The 24,651-nt window shown below is 38.2% G+C and carries 13 protein-coding genes and 1 tRNA gene; 8 read left to right on the top strand and 6 right to left on the bottom strand.

What is annotated here, in order from left to right; genetic code table 11:
* The first annotated feature begins 81 nt into the window (after nucleotides 1-81).
* Nucleotides 82-1,713 (top strand): T9SS type A sorting domain-containing protein, encoded by a 1,632-nt coding sequence (locus tag M9949_07350; protein MCO5251222.1) that lies wholly within the window; start codon nucleotides 82-84, stop codon nucleotides 1,711-1,713.
* Nucleotides 1,714-1,993: 280 nt separating this feature from the next.
* Here the strand turns inward: M9949_07350 and M9949_07345 are convergent, their stop codons facing one another.
* Nucleotides 1,994-3,652 carry a S41 family peptidase gene (locus M9949_07345; protein MCO5251221.1) on the bottom strand — a complete coding sequence of 553 codons (1,659 nt, stop codon included), beginning with the start codon at nucleotides 3,650-3,652 and terminating at the stop codon, nucleotides 1,994-1,996.
* A 79-nt stretch (nucleotides 3,653-3,731) separates the two neighbouring features.
* Nucleotides 3,732-6,761, bottom strand: a complete 3,030-nt coding sequence (locus M9949_07340) for a T9SS type A sorting domain-containing protein (GenBank protein MCO5251220.1) — start codon at nucleotides 6,759-6,761, stop codon at nucleotides 3,732-3,734.
* 127 nt (nucleotides 6,762-6,888) lie between these two features.
* On the opposite strand from M9949_07340, the gene M9949_07335 reads away from it, so the two are divergent.
* From M9949_07335 to M9949_07325, 3 genes are all read left to right on the top strand, one after another.
* Nucleotides 6,889-7,434: an RNA methyltransferase gene (locus M9949_07335; GenBank protein ID MCO5251219.1), complete on the top strand. Its 546-nt coding sequence runs from the start codon at nucleotides 6,889-6,891 to the stop codon at nucleotides 7,432-7,434.
* Between the two features lie 23 nt (nucleotides 7,435-7,457).
* Nucleotides 7,458-8,240, top strand: a complete 783-nt coding sequence (locus tag M9949_07330) for a hypothetical protein (GenBank protein ID MCO5251218.1) — start codon at nucleotides 7,458-7,460, stop codon at nucleotides 8,238-8,240.
* An 87-nt stretch (nucleotides 8,241-8,327) separates the two neighbouring features.
* On the top strand, nucleotides 8,328-10,946 hold the full coding sequence (locus tag M9949_07325) for a T9SS type A sorting domain-containing protein (GenBank protein MCO5251217.1): 2,619 nt from the start codon (nucleotides 8,328-8,330) through the stop codon (nucleotides 10,944-10,946).
* An 8-nt stretch (nucleotides 10,947-10,954) separates the two neighbouring features.
* On the opposite strand, the gene M9949_07320 is transcribed toward M9949_07325, so the two are convergent.
* Nucleotides 10,955-11,470, bottom strand: a complete 516-nt coding sequence (locus M9949_07320) for a histidine phosphatase family protein (GenBank protein MCO5251216.1) — start codon at nucleotides 11,468-11,470, stop codon at nucleotides 10,955-10,957.
* Complete coding sequence (locus M9949_07315; protein ID MCO5251215.1) at nucleotides 11,467-12,801, bottom strand: hypothetical protein; 1,335 nt, start codon at nucleotides 12,799-12,801, stop codon at nucleotides 11,467-11,469. Before M9949_07315 ends, M9949_07320 begins: the two co-directional genes overlap by 4 nt.
* A 184-nt stretch (nucleotides 12,802-12,985) precedes the next feature.
* Between M9949_07315 and ppk2 the strand changes: the two genes are divergently transcribed.
* The gene (ppk2, locus tag M9949_07310; protein MCO5251214.1) at nucleotides 12,986-13,792 is read left to right on the top strand and encodes a polyphosphate kinase 2; all 807 of its coding nucleotides are present in this window, start codon (nucleotides 12,986-12,988) and stop codon (nucleotides 13,790-13,792) included.
* Between the two features lie 51 nt (nucleotides 13,793-13,843).
* On the opposite strand, the gene M9949_07305 is transcribed toward ppk2, so the two are convergent.
* Nucleotides 13,844-13,916 (bottom strand) — tRNA-Met (locus M9949_07305).
* 84 nt (nucleotides 13,917-14,000) lie between these two features.
* Here M9949_07305 and M9949_07300 point away from each other — a divergent pair.
* From M9949_07300 to murB, 3 genes are read left to right on the top strand one after another with little or no spacing between them, the layout of a single operon-like run.
* Nucleotides 14,001-17,705, top strand: a complete 3,705-nt coding sequence (locus tag M9949_07300) for a UvrD-helicase domain-containing protein (protein ID MCO5251213.1) — start codon at nucleotides 14,001-14,003, stop codon at nucleotides 17,703-17,705.
* A gap of 50 nt (nucleotides 17,706-17,755) precedes the next feature.
* Nucleotides 17,756-19,150: a class II fumarate hydratase gene (fumC, locus tag M9949_07295; protein ID MCO5251212.1), complete on the top strand. Its 1,395-nt coding sequence runs from the start codon at nucleotides 17,756-17,758 to the stop codon at nucleotides 19,148-19,150.
* 58 nt (nucleotides 19,151-19,208) lie between these two features.
* Nucleotides 19,209-20,225, top strand: a complete 1,017-nt coding sequence (gene murB, locus M9949_07290) for a UDP-N-acetylmuramate dehydrogenase (protein ID MCO5251211.1) — start codon at nucleotides 19,209-19,211, stop codon at nucleotides 20,223-20,225.
* Nucleotides 20,226-20,335: 110 nt separating this feature from the next.
* Here the strand turns inward: murB and M9949_07285 are convergent, their stop codons facing one another.
* On the bottom strand, nucleotides 20,336-24,643 hold the full coding sequence (locus tag M9949_07285; GenBank protein MCO5251210.1) for a S8 family serine peptidase: 4,308 nt from the start codon (nucleotides 24,641-24,643) through the stop codon (nucleotides 20,336-20,338).
* Between the last annotated feature and the right edge of the window lie 8 nt (nucleotides 24,644-24,651).

Here is a 24,651-nt window from a genome sequence, read left to right as displayed (position 1 = left end):
TATTTTTGTGACAAAAATGATTTTCACTTGTTTATACATACTAGGGTGTTTGTTTGAAAACTTTTTGAGATTGGAGTAAAAATGAAACTACTAATTATAATATTCTTACTATTCATTGCAAGAATAGCTACATATGCTTCTGAATGGAAATATACAAAGAATTTAGATACGGGACAAATTAATCCTTTGGTATGCTTTGATGGGATGTGCGTATCTGTGGTTCAGCAAACCGGACTAATAGAGCTTTATCATAGCTATGATGCTGGTGATACTTGGTCTTTGACCTATAAAGCGGACCCAATGAATGAAGAACCTAAATATTTACTGAATATACGTGATTTTTCCGCACCCGATAAAGACAATTATTTCGCAATTTTCTCGGAAGGGAAATATGTAACAAAGAGTACAGACCGTGGTAAATCATTTAGTAAAATCTTAATTGCAGAAGATTCTAACCCAATTAATATTTTTATGTTTGATTCTTTGCGTGGAATTATTACAGATACACAATGGTCTGATGATACATTTCATCACTATATTTATATAACAGAAGACGGGTGGGAAACTTATACAATAGCCGATACCATGCTTATACGAAGCGAAATATATTGCATTGATAAAGTTAATGAGGAAACTTTAGGGTTTTATGTTTTAGCTAAAACGGGCGATAATTTTTCTAAACAGTATGTAAATTTTAATATTAAAACTCAAAATTGGGTGAGATTATGTGATTTTAAAGTTGATTCTACATATTTAGGTTTTAGAGAATTAGATATTGTTAATGACAGTATAGCTTTTTTGGTTGGTAGTGAACTGCTTGGTATAGCACATTATCGGTCAGATGTAATTTACCGAACTCGAGACAGAGGTAAAAATTGGGTCGCTGTGCTTGACACAATTGTTGAGCCAAAATTTGGTCTTCAATCAATTAAATTTTATGATGAATTGAATGGTGTCGCAGTTGGTCAGTATGGTAAAATTGTTATGACTAATGATGGGGGTAATACTTGGAACTATCATCCATTACCACAGCAGATGATAGACGAAGCACCATTAACCATGCGCATTGATTGGGCAGGCAAGAAGCCGGTAGTGGGTACGTGGTACGGCAATATATATAAATATGAAGGGATGTTTTTTAAATTTCAGCCTATACCCGCATCAATCCGGCTAACAACTCCCGTCCATGGAAGTCAACAAAAAAGCGATGAAATAAATTTTGAGTGGGAACCTTCGTCACAATTAGATTCATATCACTTCCAAATTGCTGAGGATAATAATTTCCAAAATATCTTTTATCAAGGGAATCTTAAATCAAATCAATTGACTTTAAATGATTTTAAATATCTTACGAGTTATTTTTGGCGCGTCGGTCTCCGCCATAACAAAAAAATGATTTGGTCACCAACATGGAATTTCACGACCTTGAACAATGTAAGCGTAAGCGAGTCAAACTCTGTATCCTTTATCCACCCCAATCCGGCAAGCGAATATATTGAAATTAATGCTGCTATCAACCCTACGGTTAACCGTGGGGTTGATGAAACTGCTGAAATTAAAATCTACAACACTCTTGGTGAATGTGTGAACCTCACCCGTCTCCCTTCGACAGGCTCAGGGAGCGGGAATTTAAGAATTGATATTTCGCATCTCTCTCGTGGTGTGTATTACATACGTATCAGCAGCCGGACGCAGATGTTTGTGAAGATGTGACAGATGAAGACTTCGGAAGTCTAATTTTCAAAATAGATGAATTTAATAAGCATCTTGAAGTTAATTATAAAGACTTCCGAAGTCTAACTCCAAAGTTTTATAATGTGGTGTTTGTATTTATATTCATCGTCTTAATCACCAAAATCATGTAAATCATAGTTCAGACTAACCATCCCGTCAGGTGTAACACCTGACGGGACGGGGCAAAATTATTATATTGATTAATTCAAAAAAAAAAAAGCAAGCTGTCGCTTGCCTTTTCGTATTTATGCTGTATGCCTTATTTCAATTTTGCGATTTTTTCCGCTTCAGGGAATAGTGTCAAAGCTTTTTTGACTTGGCGGTCAATTGATGAATAGAACAATTGCGAACGTTCCTTTGAGCCCCAAACGATACTCGCAAGGGTACCCTTTATTTCGGCATTGATGAAGTCCACATCAATCTTGAATTGTTCTTCATTCCATTCGATTTCCTTACTTTCAGCAAGTTTTCTGAAGTCTTCGTGCATTTTTGCCGACATTTTGAAATCATTTGCGAATGCCTTGAAATCTCTGCCATAAGTCTTTTTCACATCTTCGCCATTGCGTAAATTGTTGTTCACAAATTCGTAAAATATACGCTTGATTCTTAGCTGAACTGATAAATCAGTCAATGTATCGGATTTGATAATGTAATCAGGGGTGATTCCACCGCCACCCAAAACAGTTCTGCCGCTTTTGGTGTAATGAATTGGAAGTTCATCCATATTAACATAGTTACTGCTATCTTTACCTGTTATTTTTTCGTCTTTGAATTCTTTACGCACTGTTTCCAAAGCGTGTTCGATATTTGAGCCTTCTTCGAGTTCCAATCTACCGAAAAGTCTGCGATAGTTTAGTTTGTCATCATAAGGGCGTTGAATACTTCTGCCCGATGGAGTAAAATATTTTGAAACTGTTAATCTGAACGCTGAACCATCGCCAATGTCATATTGACGTTGGACAAGCCCTTTGCCGAATGATGTTGTCCCGACAACCAAGCCTCTGTCTAAGTCCTGGATTGCACCGGAAACGATTTCGCTTGCAGAAGCAGAACCATGATTAATCAATACGATAATTGGCAAATTGCTGAATTGTCCTGTGCGTTCTGCACGCATCATTTCGTCAAACTCAGGGCGTCTGCCTTCTGTATAAACAATTGTATCGCCTGCTTTCAGGAATTCACCTGCCATGTAATATGCTTGTTGCAAGAATCCACCGGGATTGCCGCGCAAATCAAGGATGAGTTTCTTCATACCTTCTTCTTTCAGGCTTATCAATGCTTCTTTCAATTCCTTGTGAGTTGTAGCAGCGAATCTATTCACACGAATAAACCCGATGTCTGAATTATCAAATAAGAATGAAGCGTCAACTGTATAAAGCGGAATTTTATCACGAACAATCACAAAGTTGAGTGGTTTGGTTTGCGAGCCTCTGATTATATCTACAGAAACTTTGCTTCCTTTTGGACCTTTCAATTTCTTGGGAACTTCGTCTCTATTCATAGCCACGGCATTTTCGCCATCAATTGCGACGATTTTGTCTCCGGCTAAAATACCCAATAATTCGCTGGGTCCGCCGGAAATGGGAGTAATGATTGTAATAGTATCATTAATCATATCAAATTGGACACCAATACCTTCGAAACTGCCTTGGAAATCTTCTTGGACAGCTCTCATATCTTCAGCATTTATATAAACCGAATGCGGGTCAAGGTCGTTTAACATACCCTTGATTGCTGCTTCGGTGAGCTTTTGCGTATCTACATCGTCAACGTAATTCTTAACTGTGAGCCCAAATACTTTTTTGTATTTTTCTAATTGACTGTAAACATTGTCGTTTGATACCATTGGTGTCACGATGACGCCGATAGTTACGCCAAGTATGATTGCTAACAACCACCCCAAGATTTTTTGTTTCATCTGAAAACTCCGTAATTATACATTCTTATATACTTACTATAACGTCTTAAAGTGCAAATAAGTTTCACTTAAAGTGAAATTAGCGATTGATTAGCAATGTTTTTGTGATTATTGTAGAATCCGTTTGCAAAGTATAAATATATATTCCGGATGGTTGATTATTCAAATCTAAATCCATTTCAAAATGTCCTGCTTTTAGCTCGCTATTTACAAGGTTCAAAATTTCTTGCCCTAAGATTGAATAAACTGTGATTTCGACATATGAATCTTGCGGAAGTCCAAACTCGATTTTTGCGATTCCTTGGGTAGGATTCGGTGTACTGCTTGATAAATATGTTGTATTCGGGACACTCGACGAGCTAATCGACAATGGAACGTTGCATCTTGAATCTTCATTAAATTCGATACTTAACGCCAATCCCGAAACGGGCACAAAACGGTCAATGCAATTATGTGTCAATTTCAGTGTGTCATAATCAATTTCGTCAACAAATATGCCGGGGCGGTAACAAAGGGTCAAATCCATACTTGTGCCGGGCTTAATTATCAATGGCATTTGAGCTTGGGGCACTGTAAACAAGCTATTTTTCATCATAAATACATCGTCCAAATCTAAGTCAAATCCTCCATAGTTTTTGATTCTGAATTGTGAACAATTTAAACCACCAATCATAGTGTTGGAGAATTCATAGTCTTCATATTGGTCTGATGAGCCGGAAAGTGTTAAATCTTCAAATTCGAGAGTAAAACCTGGCAATATTGCTTCGTAACTTGCAACTTTGCCGGAGGAATCTTTAACTGAAAGCATAAAATAAGCATCTTGGTACGGGTCAATTACTCGTGCCATAATTTCTCGAGAATACACTCCGGGATTGGTAACTTCAATCTCAACATTCTCAACATTTTCAAAGATGACTTCCTCCAATCCCCATTCCCAATCATCTTCGTCAGTTATTTTAAGCGAGACGTATTGATTACACGGGTCGGGTGTTGCAAGTATGATTGGTTCGTATTGGTCTTCTTTGGATTCGAATTCCATAGTAGCAAAATTTCGTTCTACGCAATCATTATATAAAATTAAATCTTCCACTTCGATAACGTCAACTTCGCTATTGAAGCATACTTCGAATGTAAAACTTTCGCCGGGTTCTAAATTCACGGAATTCGGGAAATCGCTGACAAAGTTTTCACTTTCAAAAGCTTTCATATAAACTTCTTGGGGGAATTGACCGTAATTATACAAAGTATAATCCATACAATATTTGATGTCTGAGCGAATTCTCTTTTGTACTTCAATAGTTTCCCCGGTATATTGAGTTCCATTTACAGCAATCGTGAATCCGGGAATGCTCATTTCTTTTCTGATTTGCTGAAGTATCATATCCGAAGCAATCAATTTGAAATGTCCATCCAAAAAGGGATTAATAATCTTTGCTTTGAACGAAACTGTAGTATCTCCTTCGGTAAAAGGAGCAATTTCAACATATATGTTGAATGCCGTACCATCTTGGACTCTAATTTCTTTTACTCCGTTGTCCGTTACGATTCCTTCAATCTCGAAACAATCCGACGATGATTTGAGCAATGGTGGTTCCCAATCATCTCGAGCACGCAAAGTTCCTGTAAAATACCCGTACGAATTAGCATAGCCATAACCGCATACGAAGAGCCCCACATTTTCAATTGAATTTAGCAGATTAGTTCCGGGATTGACTGAAAGTATCGAATATGAAAAATCACTTTCTATTATAGGTTTGAATAAATTCGTGTTAACATTTGTTCCATTTAAGGTAATGTTACCGAAGTTATTATTAGGACTTATGATAACAGCAAAATGCTCTGTATAAACTCTCTGATGTTGAACCGGACCACCCATAGAAAATTTGGGTTCTTTAACTTCAAGTGAATAAAATTTCTGACGATTGCTAAATTGGTCAATTGATGGTACAATCTGCATCAGCGGGTCTCCTACTGAGTTGCCCATATTTGATAGTTGAGCTGACCTGCGGTAAATCATAGGTAAAACAGGTGCTGTTGAATTCAACATGAATGGCTCAATTATATCAGTTTCATAGTATTCCCCTTTGTCCAATTGAGCTATCAAAACATCGCCAACAAGTAGTTCTGTGCCATCAAAAGCAGCGAGAACTCGTAATTTATCTTTCAAATGACGTGAATCAAATTGCGACACAGGATCGGGCAAAGGTATTACCGGAAATGACATATTCCAGTATTTTATAGGTGGCATTTGCTCCATCAGCATATCGCGTGAAACATCCTGCTGAGGCAAATCAAATGCTACTCTTGCTCTTTGTTGACCGGCAACGATAGCAATAGGTTTATCGGAACGAACTTCGGTACCTGTCAAATCACTATGACGATCTTGTTGAAATCCATATGCTTGGACTAAGTAAACATCAGATCTGTCCAATGTTATCCTTTGTGGGTTCAAGCGATTGGCATATGTAGGTGCACTCGGAAAAATATCTACAACAGTATTATCTTCTGTTGCAATAATTGCAAACTGAGATGGGGTTACAGTTAAGCTATTCGAAACTCCCGGAGGAGGGCCTGATATGCCGTTCGAGTTATATGCCATTACAATATAGTCTTCTGCTAATAATTCTTCCGGCAATACATTAAACGATTCGCTCGTTAGATATGCCTGATTATGTCCTAATACAATTACATTTTTGTCAGTTTCTATGTAAAATGATTTTTTACTGATTTTTTCATTATCGGAATTATTATTTACTCTTCCGGCGTCATTATAGCCTATCAATTCAAACTTATTATATGCAATTGAAAATATATGGGGTATGTCGGGATTTGGAATCGTAAAAGAATGAACGTTCTTTATACTGTTATTATCTGAATATGTAATCGTACCGTTTGTGGGTTCTGTATCCGCATAGATTATTATATAAAGCGAGTCACCATACTTCAATTGCTGTTCTTGTGACCACTTGTTGTTGTGGAAGTTGGGTAAAAAAGTCATATAAAATTTTCGTCCGTTTTCGCTTTCATCACCGAATGAAATATTCAGCCCTGATAACAGCATCACGACGACAATGTTCAATCCTACGAAAAAATGTTTACGACAATTCATATGCTGACCCCATTTATTTGAACTGACTTAAATTCTAAATTATTAAATTTGTACTTAATATTTAACCACGATTCAATTTCTTTTTATTACACAAGTACTTATTGTAATATAAGCAAAACTTACAAAGATGCGAAAACTTTCTCATAGCGAATTGCTAAAAATCCGAAAAAAAGAATCAGATATCAATGAATTCGAACGCCATCCTGTCTCAATCATACTCTCTAATGTCCGTAGCCTCTACAATGTCGGCTCAATGTTCAGGACTTGCGATTCAGCACTTGTATCAGAACTCATTCTTACCGGATTTACGCCATATCCGCCAAGAAAGGAAATCGAAAAAACTGCTCTCGGTGCAGTAGATACCGTGCCTTGGAAATATTTCCCCGACATACAAGATGCAATCAAATATCAACGAAACAAGGGCTTTCATATAGCCGCACTCGAAATCACAAATAATTCCGTGAGTTATGATGAAATCGAGCGAGACAATTTCCCACTATGTATCATTGCCGGTAACGAATTGACAGGTATTGACAATGCTGTGCTTGAGCTTTGCGATTTTTCCATCGAAATACCAATGTATGGCGTTAAACACTCACTCAACGTCTCTATAGCTACAGGAATTGCAATATATTCTTCAATTCGTCAATGGCATAACTATACTAACACATAAAAAGCAATTTTGTGACAAAAAAAATGAAAAAAAATATATATATATCGAATAACGGCATTTGTGACATCATTACAGCAAATGCAAAATCTGCAGCAGAGCACTTTGGCTTCGAACTGAAAACTGTTGACGAAAAGGCTATACTCAAAGCGGTAACTAATAATCATGCTGATTTGGCGCTTGTTAGCCCCTTGGTTTACGGAATGTGCATGAATAAGGCTGACCTTAGGATTATTCCTGAACAGTGCCTCTCGTTTGTGGGCTTTAATGGGAATTCGAGCATACTTTTCCGGCAGGGCGAAAGTAACTTATCAAAAGTTGGAGCATCTAATGTTGATGACTATTTGACTGTAATTGCCAAAATCTTATTTTCTGAGCGATACGACATCGAACCTGATTTCGTAGAGTATTCAGGCAGTGCGAATGAAATCCCAAAAGAGCTGTCCGCCGTCTTACGCATAGGAGATTTCCCCGACATTAGTTCACTCGATTTGAGCGAAGATTGGTTTGATTCATTCGAAATTCCTTTGCCGATTGCCTTTTGGGTTGGGCGGAATGAGGAAATTATCCCCGAATATTATGATTTTATCAAATTGGCAGCAACTGACGATTTGCCGCTCGAATATCCCGTGCATGAAAAGATTGACGAGAATACTGACCAATACGTGCGGAGTGGCTCTGTGATTACTAAATGGAACGATGAAGTACGCTCGGCTTTAGACCAAACTCTCCAAATGCTCTATCTGAGGACATACTTTAAGGATATACCGGCTGTCAAACTCGTAGGTGATGAAAATTTTTTAGTATAATAAGAAATATTTTTACTTTATTTGTAATTTTTTGCTTCTTTAATGTGTTTATAACAATATTGGATTCAATAAATTTGGAATTTTATTATGAAAAAGTTAACTCTCATAATTCTCTTATTTTCATTTATTAGCATCGAATTATTTGCTCAAGCAGTCACTCCTGACAGAGTCAAACGAAGCGAGTCAAATCCCGATTTTCACAAACAAAGACGTGAATGGTTAGAAAACATGCACCGTGCCGAGCCCGGAGTTGATTGGAAAATCATCGAGCGCGAAGTACGCGAATATCGTCGCAATGAAATTAATCAGATTCGACAAGAGCTCGGCTTTAAAGACCCGAACTTGTTCTTGAATACTGTCGCTGCTAATGGCAATGTTGTTGGCAAGTGGAAGGAGAGAGGAAGTAATAACCAATCCGGTAGAATTCACGGTTGCGATATTGATTTTAGTCGTGGATTGATTTATGCTGCTTCAGCGGGTGGAAACGTTTGGCGCGGCACACTCGATGGCGAAGATTGGACTTGCCTGAATAATTCATTTCAATTCAACATCCGAGATATTAGAATACTCAAAGTCGGTGATAAAAACCGAATCACAGTGTTCGACCGACGTAATGTCTATTATTCCGATGACGAGGGCTTAACTTGGCTTAAATCAAATGGACTACAAAATGTAGAATCCACCGGCAATATTATTCGTGGGATTGCCGTAAAAGTAAACTCAAATCAGGGTGCAGTTGAAAAAGACAATTCGGACATTTTGTACCTTCTTGCAAATGAAACTGTCAATGGGCAAAAGACGAGTGTATATTATTCTACTGATAATGGCGAATCTTTTAATGCATTCAGAATTCATAATCGTAAAGAAGCAATTGAAATTTGGGGCAGTGATTCCGGCGACCCAAACTTGTATTTGTTTCATCGCGATTCGACATTTGTTATAAATGCTGTTGCAAATGATGAGAAAATCAAATTCCAATCGCTTTTCCCGAATTTCGGAATTCTTGATAACCCTCGATTTTATGCTAAAGGTGCAGTAAGCAACGGTAAAACTGTGGTTTATTTAGCTATCAGGCTCGGTAATGAATCCAAACGGTATATACAAAAATCCACGGATGGCGGCAAATCATGGGATGATGGCGGTGAATCGCCCACCGATATGTTCATGTGCAACAGCTTTGGCGTCTCGAAATCAAACCCTAATATGTTGTTCATTGGTGGCGTAAATTGTTTCAAAAGCACAAACAGTGGGCTTTCCTGGTCGTTAATCAACGAATGGTATGATTATTACAACGACCCGCTTAATAAACTTCATGCAGATATTCCGGAAATCAAATCCTTCATTTCTCCCGAAGGTGAAGAAATCATCTTGATATCTACTGATGGTGGCATTTATCGTACTTATGGGGATTCTGAAAATATCGTAAATATTTCGCTAAGCAAACTCAACGTCTCTCAATATTATTCAATTTATACATATAACACGCCAAATCATATTATATATGCCGGCAGCCAAGACCAAGGCTTCCAACGCAGCGAACCCTTTCGAGATGATGTACTTGATTTCGAGCAAACTATAAGCGGTGATTACGGCAGCATTACCTCAGGAGATTATGGCAAAAGTCTATGGACGGTATATCCCGGCTTTGCAATGATTTACCCTGACGCTGCTAAGTCTAATCAACGCTACACTTGGAATTTCCCACAATCTTCCAACAACAGAGTTTGGATGCCACCAATAGTTGCAGTACCCGGGTACCCGCGTCTTGCTTACATTGCTCCGGGCGGTTCGGGGAATTTCTCGACTCTTTGGAGACTTGAATATCTCCCGGGCGGAGGAATTTCTGCCGGTGAACTACCTTATAAATTTGACCAAGACAATAGTGTAAATGATGTTACTGCTCTTGGTATTTCCGAGTTGGATATAAACTACATGTATGTACTGACAAGATTGGGAAAATTTTATTATTCTACGAACAGAGGTGATACTTGGACCGAGACTATAGGATTTACAGGTCCCGGGATTAATTATCTTCACGGAACAAAAATTCTACCATCAAGAGTACATCTCGGCACAATTTATATTGCCGGTAGTGGCTATTCATCCGCACCGATTTACGTATCTCGTAATAATGGACTTTCATTCGAGCCTATGAATAACGGGATGCCACCGACTATGGCATATGATTTGGCTGCTTCTGCAGACGAAGAGGTGCTCTTTGCTGCTACTTCGTCAGGACCGTATATCTACATAAAAAATCACAATAAATGGTATCATATCGGCGGATTGGAAAGCCCTGACCAAAATTATTGGTCGGTAAACTATTTGGACGACAAAAAAATCGCACGATTTGCTACTTATGGCAGAGGTATTTGGGATTTTGAAATATCACATTTGATAACAACTTCGGTTGAAGAAAATCAAACATTAAGCTCTAACCGTTTGAAAGCATTCCCAAATCCTGCGTCAGATGCGGTCAATATCGAATTCGGAACTACACTTGGCAAGCGCACTATAATAAAATTGTACGACATTGCAGGCAATGTCATTGCTATTTTGCACGATGGAATTTCAGGTAGCGAAAAACTAAGCTTAGATATAAATTTGCAAAATCTAAACGGTACCAAAGTCAATGTGGGCAACTATTTGGTAGTTGCTACTTCAGGGAACTCAACTGAGTATTTCAAATTGAGCGTTGTAAGATAATTACCGAATCAATCGGACAAGTTTTCTTTTTGGAAATACAATTTCGGGAATATAAAGAACCTGAGAATCCCATTTTCGTTCAGAACTTTTTCCCAATTCTGAACTTTGAAATCAATGCAGACGATACCGCAAGTAGGTACATTTTCGAAATAATCGCCTGTCAGAAAACCGGCTAAGGAGCTGATATCGGGGTTGTGTCCAAAAATGAAAACCGTACTATGATTATTGTCTAATTGTGAAATAAGCTTGGAAACATACTTTTGACCTTTTTCATAAATCCCAATATCAAATTTTAGATTTTTCTCACCGTATTCTAATGTATTAGCAAAAATAGTAGCTGTAATTTTGGCACGAATTGCAGGTGAGGAAATCATCAAATCCGGATTTAAATCTTTTGTTTTCAACACATCTGCCAAAAATGGAGCATCACGTAAGCCGCGTTTGTTTAAAGGGCGTTCAAAATCACTCCATTCAGGATTATCCCAACTCGATTTTGCATGTCTGACTAATACAATAGTTTTCATTGACTATTCTTTAATTTGAATAAATCGTCTTCATTTTTAACCTTGTTTTCAACTTCCGTAGCACTCAGAGTATCTTTCATCATAATATAAGCAGTTTGTAAGTTTTCGCTTATTGCGCTTCGTATCTCATATCTGTGAGTCGAATCTTCTATCTGAAACCATGCCTTTTGCTCAAAATAAATTTTCAAATTATTTATAACTTGAGATGGATTTTTGATAGTATCGCCTATAATCTTATCAATACGCTGTCTCAGAACTTTGTAAATATACTCCAAATCGTCGTAGGATTGGTCTTTACTCGTGTCTTTCCTTGATTTTGAATGAGCAGCATCAATTTTAGATGTCAGATGCAATAGAGTCAATGGGTTTGAAAAATCATAAACCTTGTATTCAATTGGGAAAGAAGGTCTAATTTTGATAGTAATATCTTCTACATTTCCACTAAAACCGCTATCTTTTAGTATCTTCAGTAGTTCTTTAAATTTAGAGGTCTTCAAATTTGATTCAATCAATGATAAAACACCTCGTATGATAACTTCACCCTTGATACCATCTAAATTTGAAAAATTATTCGATATCATTTGTCTCATAAATTGAGCTTGATTATAAACTCTTTGGTAATCATCACCGCCAAGAGCTTGTCTGGAGCGTAAAATTTTCAAAGTAGATTGTGGTTTCTCGTGTCCTAACCACTCAATTATGCCAATTGCTTGCGAAAAACCAAATTCGCCCCAATAGTGAATCTTGTCTAACTCTGCAATTGAAGCAACTTCTTTCAGATAAGCATTCCTGCCTTTGGCACGAACGGTAGCGAGTTTGTTGAATCCGGTTGTATCTTCAAATCCTGCGTCAGCATATGTATCTCTTGGAAGAGAAATGATTTCAATTTTGCCACTATCCGCTAAAATTGAAATAACATGATTTGCATCAGCATGTTTGAAACGTTGTCCGAGTCTTGAATCCACTCCTGTGACTGCAATGTTGATTCGTCTGCCGTTATAGACTCTTCGTACATACCTCCCTGCTTTATCATCGAATTCAACTTCGGGGTTATAACCCGGGTCAGCACTTAATTTGATGATTTTAATCGCAGTATCTGATTCAGGCATTATTGATTTTAAAAATGTTGAATCAAATGTTTTTACAGCATTATCATCATCATCCGATGAATCTAACTTTAACGTGGAATATAGTGATGCAATATTCTCGGGTCTTGTAAACTGACTGCCAAATGTTAGATACAGCATCAGAAGCAAGGAACCACCAATAACTATTATAAGCAATAGCACTAAGATGATAATCCATTTTAATTTGAAACGACGATTTTTCACTCTGTAACCTTAATTTTACTAAAACTTAATAAATTTGTAAAAAAATTCACAAAAAAAGTATTCAAATATAATAAATTATTCTTACGACTCAATAAGTCGTTTTTGTGATTAGATTTGAATTTTGTTATGTTTGTAAAGTATTTTTTCTTCATCTGCTTTGAATAATTAATTTGGAGTGTTTGGTATGGCTAAGGACAAAAAAAATTCTAAGAACGACGGCATAGACAAAAAAGTTTATGAGAGCGAGTTAGAGCGGCTTCAGTTGGAACTTGTGAAGTTGCAATATTGGATTAAAAAGGAGGGGCTTAAGGTCTGTGTGCTGTTCGAAGGGCGCGACGCAGCTGGTAAAGGCGGCATTATCAAAAGGATTCAAGAGCCTCTGAATCCACGTGGAGCAACTGTGGTAGCCCTGACTAAGCCAACTGAACGAGAGCGTACTCAATGGTATTTCCAACGCTATATTACTCATCTTCCCGCTGCCGGTGAAATCGTGATTTTCGACCGTAGTTGGTATAATCGTGCAGGTGTAGAGCATGTCATGGGATTCTGCACAAAACACGAATACGATGAATTCATGAGGTCATGCCCGGAATTCGAGAAAATGCTCGTGCGTTCAGGCATCATTCTAATCAAATATTGGATTACCGTTGATGAAGATGAACAAGAAAAACGTTTCAGAGACAGAGCAAGAGACCCGAGCCGCAGATGGAAATTATCCGATATTGATATTGCATCATGGGATAAATGGGAAGAATATTCCAGAGCTAAAGATATTATGATTCGGTTGACTGATATTCCCGAATCTCCATGGTATAACGTAGATTGCAACGACAAAAAGAAGGGCAGATTGAATTGTATCGCTCATTTGTTAGGTCAAATTCCTTACAAAGATGTCATACCGCCACCGATGGAACTGCCCGAACGCAATATTGACAGTACCTATGTGCGACCTCCGAAAAATGAAATTAGGTATGTGCATGAAATTTATTAAGCCGGGCTATAAAATGAAAAAAGGGGCTTTAGTGCCCCTTGTTTTCGATTGTAGCGGGACTAGGACTCGAACCTAGAACCTTCGGGTTATGAGCCCGACGAGCTACCAATTGCTCTATCCCGCGATCATTTAGACTTCAAAAATACGCATTTTTATTGACTTAACCAAACTTTACTTAGTTTTTTATCATATATTTATAAAATAACACATGAATCGTTTCACAGATGAACAATTAAAAGCTTTTGATTCGAATATTCATATTTCTGTTAATGCAAATGCCGGCTCTGGTAAAACATCCGTTCTTATAGAACGATACTTGCGTTTGGTGTTGAACGAGTTTGCTCACGGCAATAGAAATATCAACTCGGTTGTCGCCATAACATTTACTAAATTAGCCGCTCAGGAAATGCGTTCACGAATCATCATCAAAATCGAAAAATTGATTGATGAATTTGACGACGATATCAAAAGGGAATACAACACAAATTTGAAAGATTTGAAAATCATTCGCGAAAAAATGAGTGTTGCTCCTGTAATGACCATTCACAGCTTTTGTTATTCGTTGCTACGGGAATTTCCTATCGAAGCTGATATTTCGCCCAACTACACAGAACTCGATGAATACGAAGCCTTTCTGTACAAAAAAGCAGCAATTGACGAAATGATTGAAAATATTTATGCCGAGCCTGATATTTTTCCCTCAGAATTTGAACTTCTCGTACGCTACGGCATGAATCAAATCAATACAAATGTAACGCTGATGCTCAATTCTAAAGAAAAATTTCGAGAAATCAAACAAATTTACACTCGGGATAATTCACAACTTATTGATGATTTGCAAGATTTCTTCCGGTCTGCTTTCGCAAAATTTTTCAGCAAACTTAGAGATTTTACCCAAAGCGTTGGATATGATTATAATAAAATTAAGCCGGAAGCTGAAGACATCGTAAATGTTGCAGTGTTGAGAATTGCCACAGAATCATTAACCATGAATGATTTGCTGGATATTTACGATAAATTGGCATCATTAAAATTAAGCCGGAGTAACTTTTTCACAAAATACAACACTTTCCTGCGTGATAATCATCCTGAGATTGAATTAAATTTGATAGGTGATTTTTATAAAGATTATTATGCGAATTGGGATTTGTGCGGTAAATATTTCGATGATGTCCGTACTTTGATTAGAATTTCCGATATAGCTCTTGAAACTTTAATGAACAAGCAGCACGATGAAGCGAAATATGATTTTGACGATTCGATGCTATTTACGCTTGATTTGTTGGAGCGAAATGCTTTCGATGCTCGGAAAAAAATCGCAAGCCGAATCAAATATCTCATGGTGGACGAGTTCCAAGATACGAATGCACTACAATACGAAATCATCAAGCATATTATTGAAATTATCGATTCAGTTCCGCCCCAAAACAGGCTGTTCATAGTCGGCGACCCCAAGCAAAGTATTTACGGATTTCGTTCAGCGGATGTCAAAGTTTTCGGTACAGCGACTGAGGACATTGTCAAGCTAAATTCTGAGAAGGCTTTAGAGCCTATTTCAAATATCGGTAAACAAAATCTGACAGTTACTTTTCGTCTTCGTCCGGTTCTGACAGCATTCAACAATTTGATTTTCAATAGTCTGATGGGAGCCGAAGGACAAACGAAATCTTCCGAATACGAAGTGCCATATTCGCCATTTGTAGCCGGTAGAATGGTAGAGGAACTTGAGCAAAGTGTGGCTGAAAGTGGCACTTTGAGCAATCATTTCGGTAGTGTCCATTGTTTGGTGGCAGTAAATGAGTATGTGGATACGAAACAAATCTTGGACGATTTGCTAACTAATGTGGACGCACAGCCAGATTCCCACAAGAAAGAAGAGGATTTGGTTGTTAATTTTATTCTTAAAATTGTAAATGGCGAAACTGATTTAACCGTCAAAGATGAGCAAGTAGGCGAGAGGCTGCCCTGCCTTGGCGATATTGCTATTTTGTGCCGAAAGAAGAAGAGCATTCAGACTATTGCAAACGCTTTGATGCATCATAATTTGCCATATGTCATAAGCTCCGGACGCGGCTTTTACGATGCTCAAGAAGTTATTGACGTGATGTCTTTTCTGACTTTTATCAATAGCCCTGCTGATGATTTGGCTTTGGCATCAATTCTGAGGTCGCCTATGTTTGGGCTTGCCGATTCAACAATTTTGCGAATCTCACGCCTAAATAATTTCGATACTTTATTTGAAAAATTAGAACATTTTATATCAAATCCTGAATTTAACGCAAACGCAAAAACCTCTCGAGCATTTGAAATCATCAATAGTTTTCTCGAAATTTCGGTAGAATTGCCACTTCCCAGATTGATAAATAAAATTATTGCTGAAACTGCATACATTGGCTCTTGGTCGGGGCAACCTGCTATTCAGCAAATCAAGGCAAATTTGCAACAATTAATCAAATTTTCGATTGCATTTGAACGTCGCGGATTTTCGATGTTGCACGATTTCATCAAGCAATTTGAAATTTTGTCCGAAATATCCGGCGAAAAAGAGGCGTCATTCAATACATCCGCGAATGCCGTAAAATTAATGACATGCCACGCATCGAAAGGTTTAGAATTCCCAATTGTTATTTTGTACAATATGAATGTGCGAGCAGGCAAAAATTCAGTCTTAGATACAAACAAGGATTGCGGCGTAAAGATGAGCTTCAAACATGGGAATGCCGAATCAAGCATACCACTCAAATTGGATATTCCGGCACAGTTATATGTTAAGCAAAAGAACAAACAAGCAGAAACTGCTGAACTAAAAAGACTGCTATATGTGGCTTGCACAAGAGCTAAAGACCATCTAATACTTTCCACCGAAATGAAAATCAATAAAGACGGCGTGGCATCTCTGAGAGAATTTGCAGAATTGCTTCGTAACGCTGACCCAATATTCAGCCCCGCGTCACTTATAGCTATGGAAAAGCTGAATACACCTGTCGAAGTAAGAACTTTCTATGCTCGGCAGAGTATTTATTCGGATAATCGCGTTCAGGATGAGGCAGTTCCATTCAAATTTAACATCAATTTCCATTTTCATAGCGATGCACCCGAATCGCGAAAATATAAATTTTCAAGCACTCTAAATAAAGATGATGTCAAATTGCTCACAGGGCAATTCATTCCGGATAGTTTGGAGCAAGTAAATTACATTTCGGCATCGAAATATGCCTTATTCCGTAACGACAAAAAAGCCTTTTCGGATAGGTACATACTCGGTTTGTCAGATTCCTATCATAGTGGTGATAATGATATTGAACTGAGCGACACAAGAGATGATACACCCGGCACACAGTTTGGTTTGATTATTCATCACGTCTTTGAAAATCTAAATTTGTGGTTAGCAAAAGATGGTGACGTAAATGTTGAAAATTTGCGAAAACAATGTATTTCATCATCCGAAAATTTTGGAATCACGAAAAGCGAGATTATTAATAGAGTCTTTGAAACTGTCTCAAAAACTGCATCCACGAACTTCTTCCGAGCTCATTTAGCCAATTTGCTCAATTCCGAACAAGAAATTGTCTTGAATATGCCATTTAGGAACTCATTTTTAGTCGGAATTATAGATTTGCTTTTTGAGCGCGATGATGACCATATCGAAGTCTGGGACTGGAAATCTAATGCAATAACAAATGAACAAATTGGCGAAGTCGCTGCGAGTTATGTTCCACAGTTAGAATTTTACTCATATCTCCTTTGGCGACGCTTCAAGAATGTCAAAAGCATAACTTGCCGCTTAATTTTTACAAATATTGCAAGCGATGATAATAGTGATTGGTGCTTTACATACAAAATTGATTCTTCAGAATTTGCCCAATTAAATGAAAGAATTGAAACAGATTTTGATGAAATTTTATTACTTTAAAAGTTTAGAAATTTTACAAACATTTTATAGAAAAAAATGGAGAGAAAATTATGAATTCACGAATCGAAAAAGATTCAATGGGTGAGATTGAAGTCCCTTTTAACGTATATTGGGGAGCACAATCGGCAAGGTCTTTGATACATTTTGATATTGGAACGGAAAAAATGCCACGCGAAATTATTCGCGCTATCGGCATTTTGAAAAAAGCTGCTGCTATGACTAATAATCAGCTTGGAACTTTGAGCTCTGAAAAGTTAGATTTAATCACACAAGCTGCCGATGAAGTAATTGCCGGCACTTTAGATGCTCATTTCCCGCTATCAATCTGGCAGACCGGTTCCGGCACCCAAACGAATATGAACGCAAATGAGGTGATTTCAAACCGTGCTATCGAAATTGCAGGTGGCGTAATGGGCAGCAAAAGCCCCATTCATCCCAATGATGACGTTAATAAGTCGCAAAGTTCAAACGATACTTTTCCAACTGCAATGCACATAGCCGCTGCTGAAATTTTGAATAATAAATTAATTCCGTCGGTGCAAGTATTGATGGATACATTGAATAAAAAAGCTATCGAATTTGATGATGTTATCAAAGTAGGGCGAACTCATTTGATGGATGCCGTACCGCTTACTTTAGGTCAGGAATTTTCGGGCTACGTCAAGCAATTGGAAAACGGCATCGAGAGAATCCGTTTAGTAATGCCGGGCTTGTTAGAATTAGCACTCGGCGGAACTGCCGTTGGCACGGGTCTAAATGCACATCCGCAGTTCGCCGTCAAATCAGCCGAAGCTATTGCATCGCTTACAGGACTGCCATTCGTCACAGCGCCAAATAAATTCGAATCACTTGCTGCTCATGATGCTCTTGTGTTCGCACATGGAGCGCTGAAAACATTGGCTGCATCGCTCATGAAAATTGCTAATGACATTCGTTGGTTGGCTTCGGGTCCACGATGTGGCATCGGCGAGCTAACTATTCCCGAGAACGAACCCGGTTCGTCAATTATGCCAGGAAAGGTCAATCCTACTCAATCCGAAGCTATGACAATGGTCGTCGCTCAAGTTATGGGAAATGATGCCACAATCAATTTCGCCGGAACTCAAGGCAATTTCGAGTTGAACGTTTTCAAACCCGTTATGATTTTCAATTTCTTGCAAAGTGCCCGCTTGCTTGCTGATACTTGCGTTATGTTCAACGAGCATTGTGCTGTCGGTATCGAAGCGAATAGGGCTCAAATTAGTCATTTTGTGAATAACACCTTGATGCTCGTTACTGCACTCAATCCTCATATTGGATATGACAATGCCGCAAAAATCGCAAAACATGCTCATCATCACGGAAAAACTCTGAAAGAAGCTGCGATTGAGCTTGCAATCTTGAGTGAGGAAGATTTTGACAGACTTGTGAATCCGGCTGATATGCTCGGTCCGAATATTAAATAATGATTATCACGTTTTTTTTGATATATTTGCGGAATAGTTCAACTGTTCCGCATATTTTATGATTGAATACAAAAATATTTCCTTAGAAAATTTAAATACATTTGCTATTGATGCAATTGCTTCATCGTTGCTCGTTATCGAATCGGAAAGTGATTTGATTGACTTATACGATAGTGGATTTTTTGAATCATCCGGCTTCATTGTCCTGGGCGGTGGGTCTAATATTGTTTTTGTTGATGATATTGTCCAAAATCCGATTCTGAAAATTGAAATCAAAGGGCTGGAAATTGAAGATTCGTCAGATTCGAGAACGATTACGGCAGGTGCCGGTGAAAATTGGCACGAATTTCTTGAATTTTGTATCCGCAATGAATCTTACGGGATGGAAAATTTGGCACTTATTCCCGGAACTGTTGGAGCCGCACCAATCCAAAATATCGGTGCTTATGGCGTCGAACAAGAAAATTGTTTCCTCTCGCTGAGAGCATTCGATGTCAAATCGGGGCAATTCATCACTTTTGACAAGGATGATTGCAAATTTGCTTATCGTGATTCATTTTTTAAAAGACATAAAAATCAATATATCATAACATCAGTGTCGTATCAACTTTCTAAAGAATTTGAGCCAAATATTTCATACAAGGATTTGAGCGATAGATTTGATGGTGTTTCACTAAATAAAATTACTCCAATTGAATTATTTGAAGCAATTTGCGATATCCGCCGCAGAAAAATCCCATATCCCGAAAATATTCCGAATGCGGGCAGCTTCTTTAAGAATCCTGAATTGAATCTTGAATTCTATTATTTATTGAAATCTAATTTTCCCGATATTGGTGGATTCATAAATGGTGATAAAGTTAAAGTTCATGCAGGAAAGCTAATTGATTTAGCCGGACTGAAAGGGCACAGAATGACGAACTCTAATATTGGAGTATCGGATAAACATGCTCTGGTGCTTGTTAATAACGGCGGAGGAAAGGGTAGAGAAATATTTGAGTTATCCGAATTTATCATTGATACAGTCAAATCCAAATTTGGTATCAAGCTCGAACGAGAAGTAAATCTTGTTTAAGAGTGTTATTTCATTTTTCTTAAATTCAATTTAACCGCAAAGTTCACAAAGAATATGCAATGTCACGTCAGTTTGTAACAAAGACGTAACACATGAATCGCAGAATTTACTTATGGCAACACAACAAATTTGTTCTTGTTCGCAAAAACTTCGATACCTTCTGAGTTTGTGCCGCTGACTTCATAAGTATAAATGCCCGGTGGAATAAGTGCTCCGTGTCTGTCTCTACCGTCCCATTCAACACCACCATTGCCGTTGTTTTCCAACAAGCTGATTATTTCTACTCCGTCGAGGCTCATGATTTTGACGGTAGCGAATTGAGTCAAATTCGCAAAAAATATCTTTGGCTCTTCGGAAAGTACAATCGGGTGCGGGAAAACATAAGGGTCTATAAGGTCGTCCGATGAAATCACGAAACCGAGTGTATTGCCCGGACCCTTTGTAATTGGAGTGCCGTCAGTGGAGTTGATATTATACGCTGATATTGTGTAGTCAAATCCCCTCGCTCCTCTGTCTCTCAGACTTTGGCTTATATTGAGCAATACTAATGTGGAATCTGTATTGCTGCGTTCTGCAAATAGAACTTCGCCGAAGGGCTTCATCACATAATTTGCCCTATTTGATGAGCTTTCCAATTCAACAGCTTCCGAAAATTCTAATTGCAATAAAGTTTGCGATAAAAAGATGAGTTTAACCAAAAACATTTCGTCTTCGAGAGGCTCAGTGCTATAAGTGAAAAATGTAGAATCTGATGTCACTAAATTATCAAATCTATCCAAAAAAGGATTAATCACGAGTTTATAGTTTTTATTCGGTTCAAAATTAATAGGAAATGTAACGAGAGCGACTGAATCATAGCTTGTAATTGTGCTCGAGCTTGCTGATAAGTAATTACCTTCATCGTCAAATAAGAGAAAGATGCCGGCTTCGATATGATTATGAGGTAAAAATCCGCTGAATACTACCTCTACGACATTCTTATCGGTGCTTTCCGCACTTATAAATTTTGCTGGAGCAATAGCAGTGATAGTTGCAACATCTGTGTAATCACTCAATTTGTCGGGCTTAGTGGAATTGAAGCTTCGCAAGACAAATTCGTAAGTACCGCCTGGTGTCAGCCCTTGAATTATCAGTTCATTAAAGGTAGTTTCTTTTATCAAAATTGCATTCACATTATTGCCATCTTGAACTAACTGATACACCAAATACATTTCGGCATCATCCATCATATCCCAAGTTAATTTGCCGCTTACGGCGTCAAGTGCTACACCTTTGAAATTGGTTGGCATTTTGGGACCGTCGAATCCCTTGCGGTACTCGAAAAAGCGCATCGAACTGAATGTCGTGAATCCGATTTCATTCATGCCATTTCCATCTATATCTGCGATTAATGCTGAATTGGACAACGTTGACGGGTACCACCAGAATTTTTCAAATTCCTTGCTTTGCTTGTTATACCTGTAAACATAAAGGTTCGGGAAAGGTGAGAAAATTATCTCATCGCCCGGTTCGCCATCCAAATCTCCGCTTGCAATACCATTTCTGTAGCTGAAAAGTGTCCTTACGAAGCCTTGTTTCACGCCATAAAAATGTTCCTTCCAAATTTCCTCGTAGCTGTTATGTGCAGTTGATTTCAAAACTCGTGCTGTCCAAATATTCGACGGAGCCTCATTATTTTGGAACAATATTTCCGATTCGGCAAACATATGGATGATTTCCGGAATCCCGTCGCCGTCAATATCGGCTGTCGTCAGGAACTGATTTGAATTTGATTTTTTTGTAGAATCAACCCATTCAATGTTGAAAGTTCCGTTTTCGTATTGATATATAAGCACATTGCTATTTGTGTTCACAAAGCATAATTCTAATTTCCCGTCACCGTCCAAATCAGCAATTGCAGAATTTCTTGTGATTGGTACATTCCTCAGATTTTCCGGCAATTCTGCAGTTGTTTTAATTTTGTATTCGCCGTTTACATTCTCATACACAAGATAGTGGCGGTTCTCGACTTCGTAACGATACCCGATTAAATCTTTTTTACCATCGCCGTCAAGGTCATACATTTGTTCGCCCCAAAACGAAGTTCCGACCGGATTCTTGAAAACTTGTTTAGCAAAAGGATTATCGCCTAAGAAATTTCCTTGCTCCGAAACGGAATTAAATTGGGCAGTTGCAAAAATTTCAGGAATACCATCGCCGTTCGAATCACCCATACCGACAGGTATCCACGCCGCTACTGATGTATCTCTGAGCACGAGTTGACCGGATTGGTACTGATAAATTTTAGTCGTCCCGATATTTAAACTTGACAAATCATTTACAACAAATACCGGATTGCCGTCGCCATATAAATCATAATGATTGTTATTTATGTATGAGCGATGAATCGAATAGGGTTTTGGGTCGAAATTTTCAGTCGTCCAAACATCATTTTCAACCGAAAATTCGAATTCTCGAGTCAAAGTATCTCCGGAATTTGTAATCACTTCAGCTATTGCTTGATAATTTTGCCCGGGAGTTAGCCCTGAAAATATTTCGATGGAATGATAAATGCTCTTATGTTTGAATTGCTTCAGATATGTATATTCATCACTTTCATTAGCTCTGAATTTCACTGTCATCGTGCCTTTTTTGGATGTTTTGGCACCGATTAATATCACTCTTTTATCATTTGCAAATGCCGACACGACGTTGAGATACTCAAATTTGGCGCTATCATTTTCATTTGTAATATTTATAGTTATCCTGCGTTCGATTGTCTTCTTATTTTTGAGATTTACATATAATGACACATTATATTTTCCGGTCATTAAATTGCTAATATCAATTGAGCCGAGTTTGTCGTTGATTTTTTGACGATTGTCCGTATAAACATCTGTCCAAACTTCCGGCAAAATTCCTCTGCCAATTTTGATTACATAGCTATCGAAAAGGGGAGTAGCAACAGAACCGTAAATATCAATAATTGGTGTTCTATCTGCGTAAAATTCAGTTTCATTTGTTGGGGAATCAATCATAAATACCGATGAACCGACAAAATTAACTGCTTCGTAAGCATCTAAAATTCCTGCACCGAAAAATACATCCCAACCTTCATCACCGATGTCGTAAGATGTTGCCGCTAAAATCCCATGAATTTCGCTCGGTTTCAAAGTCGGGTCAATTTCAAAAAGCATCGCCACAACAGCCGAGACGTGCGGAGCGGCAATTGAAGTACCCGAAACATTGGCATAGCCGCCACCTGCGACAGTTGTCATGACTTGTTCGCCCGGGGCAACTAAATCTATGAAAGAACCGTAGTTGCTTCTGCCATATCTGCCACCCATGGAATTCGTTCCTCCCACGTTGATAACCTCAGGATATATTGATGGATAATGCTCACCAAACCAGCCTGTATTTCCGGCAGACGTTATCATGACACATCCGGCATTGTAAGCAAATTTGATTGCATCGTACATTATGGGCGATTCGTAGCGCTCACCAAAGCTGAAATTCAGGACTTTTGCACCGTTCAGCACAGCATAAATGATAGCTTTCGCAATGTCATCGGCTTCGGCATTGCCCGATATATCAAACGCTTTAGACGTCAAAATCCTTGCACCGGGTGCTACACTTGCTATGCCAATTTCATTATTAGTAGATGCTGCAATTATACCCGATACACTTGTACCATGGTCGCCTTCATCTTCGGGAATTGGGTCGGGGTCTCGATAGTCACCGAAATTTACCACATCTTGGTCCACAAAATCGTAGCCTATCACATCATCAATAAAGCCGTTTCCATCATTGTCAATCCCGTCCAAATCGCCCGAAACACCGTTTCGGATTTCATTCACACTCCAAGCATCAAATCGTCCGTTACCATTTATATCCTCTTTCGAATTTATCCACAATCCGCCAATCAAATCGGGGTGTTCAAAGTCAATACCTGTATCAATTACGCCGACAATTACGCCTTTGCCGTCAGCCTTTTCCCATGCTTTTAGAGCATTGACTTGCTTCAAATTCCACTGTTGAGAAAATAGTGAATCATTTGTTTGGGCGATTTTATTAATGGAATAAATATGATTGGGCGTAATGCTAATGAGGCTACCATCATTTTGGAATAATTCATTCAATTTTTCAAATTCGTCTCTTGTAACTTTTACTTCGTAATAATTGCCAAGCAATCTAAGCAAGTTTTGAGCTTCCGCACTCATTAATTGGTCTGAAATTTTTTCGGTATTAATCATTTCGCTCCGAAAAACTTTCTTCACTTCTAAATCGAAATTAACTGTAGCGAACCTTTGCTTAAGATTGCCATTGTATTTGATGATGTAGGAGTTACTTTCTGCAGATTGAAGTTCAACTGAGGGATTTAAATGAATTGATAATGCCACAATTGCAAATGCAATTAAAAATCTTATGTTCATGCTCATATTTACTC

Source organism: Candidatus Kapaibacterium sp. (assembly GCA_023957315.1).
Taxonomy (GTDB): Bacteria; Bacteroidota; Ignavibacteria; order Kapaibacteriales; family UBA2268; genus PGYU01.
This window is presented reverse-complemented; position numbering and strand designations above follow the sequence as displayed.

Excerpts from the sequence above, each read along its gene's own strand:
- M9949_07350 (MCO5251222.1), top strand. The coding sequence starts at position 82 with ATGAAACTACTAATTATAATATTCTTACTATTCATTGCAAGAATAGCT.
- M9949_07345 (MCO5251221.1), bottom strand. The coding sequence starts at position 3,652 with ATGAAACAAAAAATCTTGGGGTGGTTGTTAGCAATCATACTTGGCGTA.
- M9949_07340 (MCO5251220.1), bottom strand. The coding sequence starts at position 6,761 with ATGAATTGTCGTAAACATTTTTTCGTAGGATTGAACATTGTCGTCGTG.
- M9949_07335 (MCO5251219.1), top strand. The coding sequence starts at position 6,889 with ATGCGAAAACTTTCTCATAGCGAATTGCTAAAAATCCGAAAAAAAGAA.
- M9949_07330 (MCO5251218.1), top strand. The coding sequence starts at position 7,458 with ATGAAAAAAAATATATATATATCGAATAACGGCATTTGTGACATCATT.
- M9949_07325 (MCO5251217.1), top strand. The coding sequence starts at position 8,328 with ATGAAAAAGTTAACTCTCATAATTCTCTTATTTTCATTTATTAGCATC.
- M9949_07320 (MCO5251216.1), bottom strand. The coding sequence starts at position 11,470 with ATGAAAACTATTGTATTAGTCAGACATGCAAAATCGAGTTGGGATAAT.
- ppk2 (MCO5251214.1), top strand. The coding sequence starts at position 12,986 with ATGGCTAAGGACAAAAAAAATTCTAAGAACGACGGCATAGACAAAAAA.
- M9949_07300 (MCO5251213.1), top strand. The coding sequence starts at position 14,001 with ATGAATCGTTTCACAGATGAACAATTAAAAGCTTTTGATTCGAATATT.
- fumC (MCO5251212.1), top strand. The coding sequence starts at position 17,756 with ATGAATTCACGAATCGAAAAAGATTCAATGGGTGAGATTGAAGTCCCT.
- murB (MCO5251211.1), top strand. The coding sequence starts at position 19,209 with ATGATTGAATACAAAAATATTTCCTTAGAAAATTTAAATACATTTGCT.
- M9949_07285 (MCO5251210.1), bottom strand. The coding sequence starts at position 24,643 with ATGAGCATGAACATAAGATTTTTAATTGCATTTGCAATTGTGGCATTA.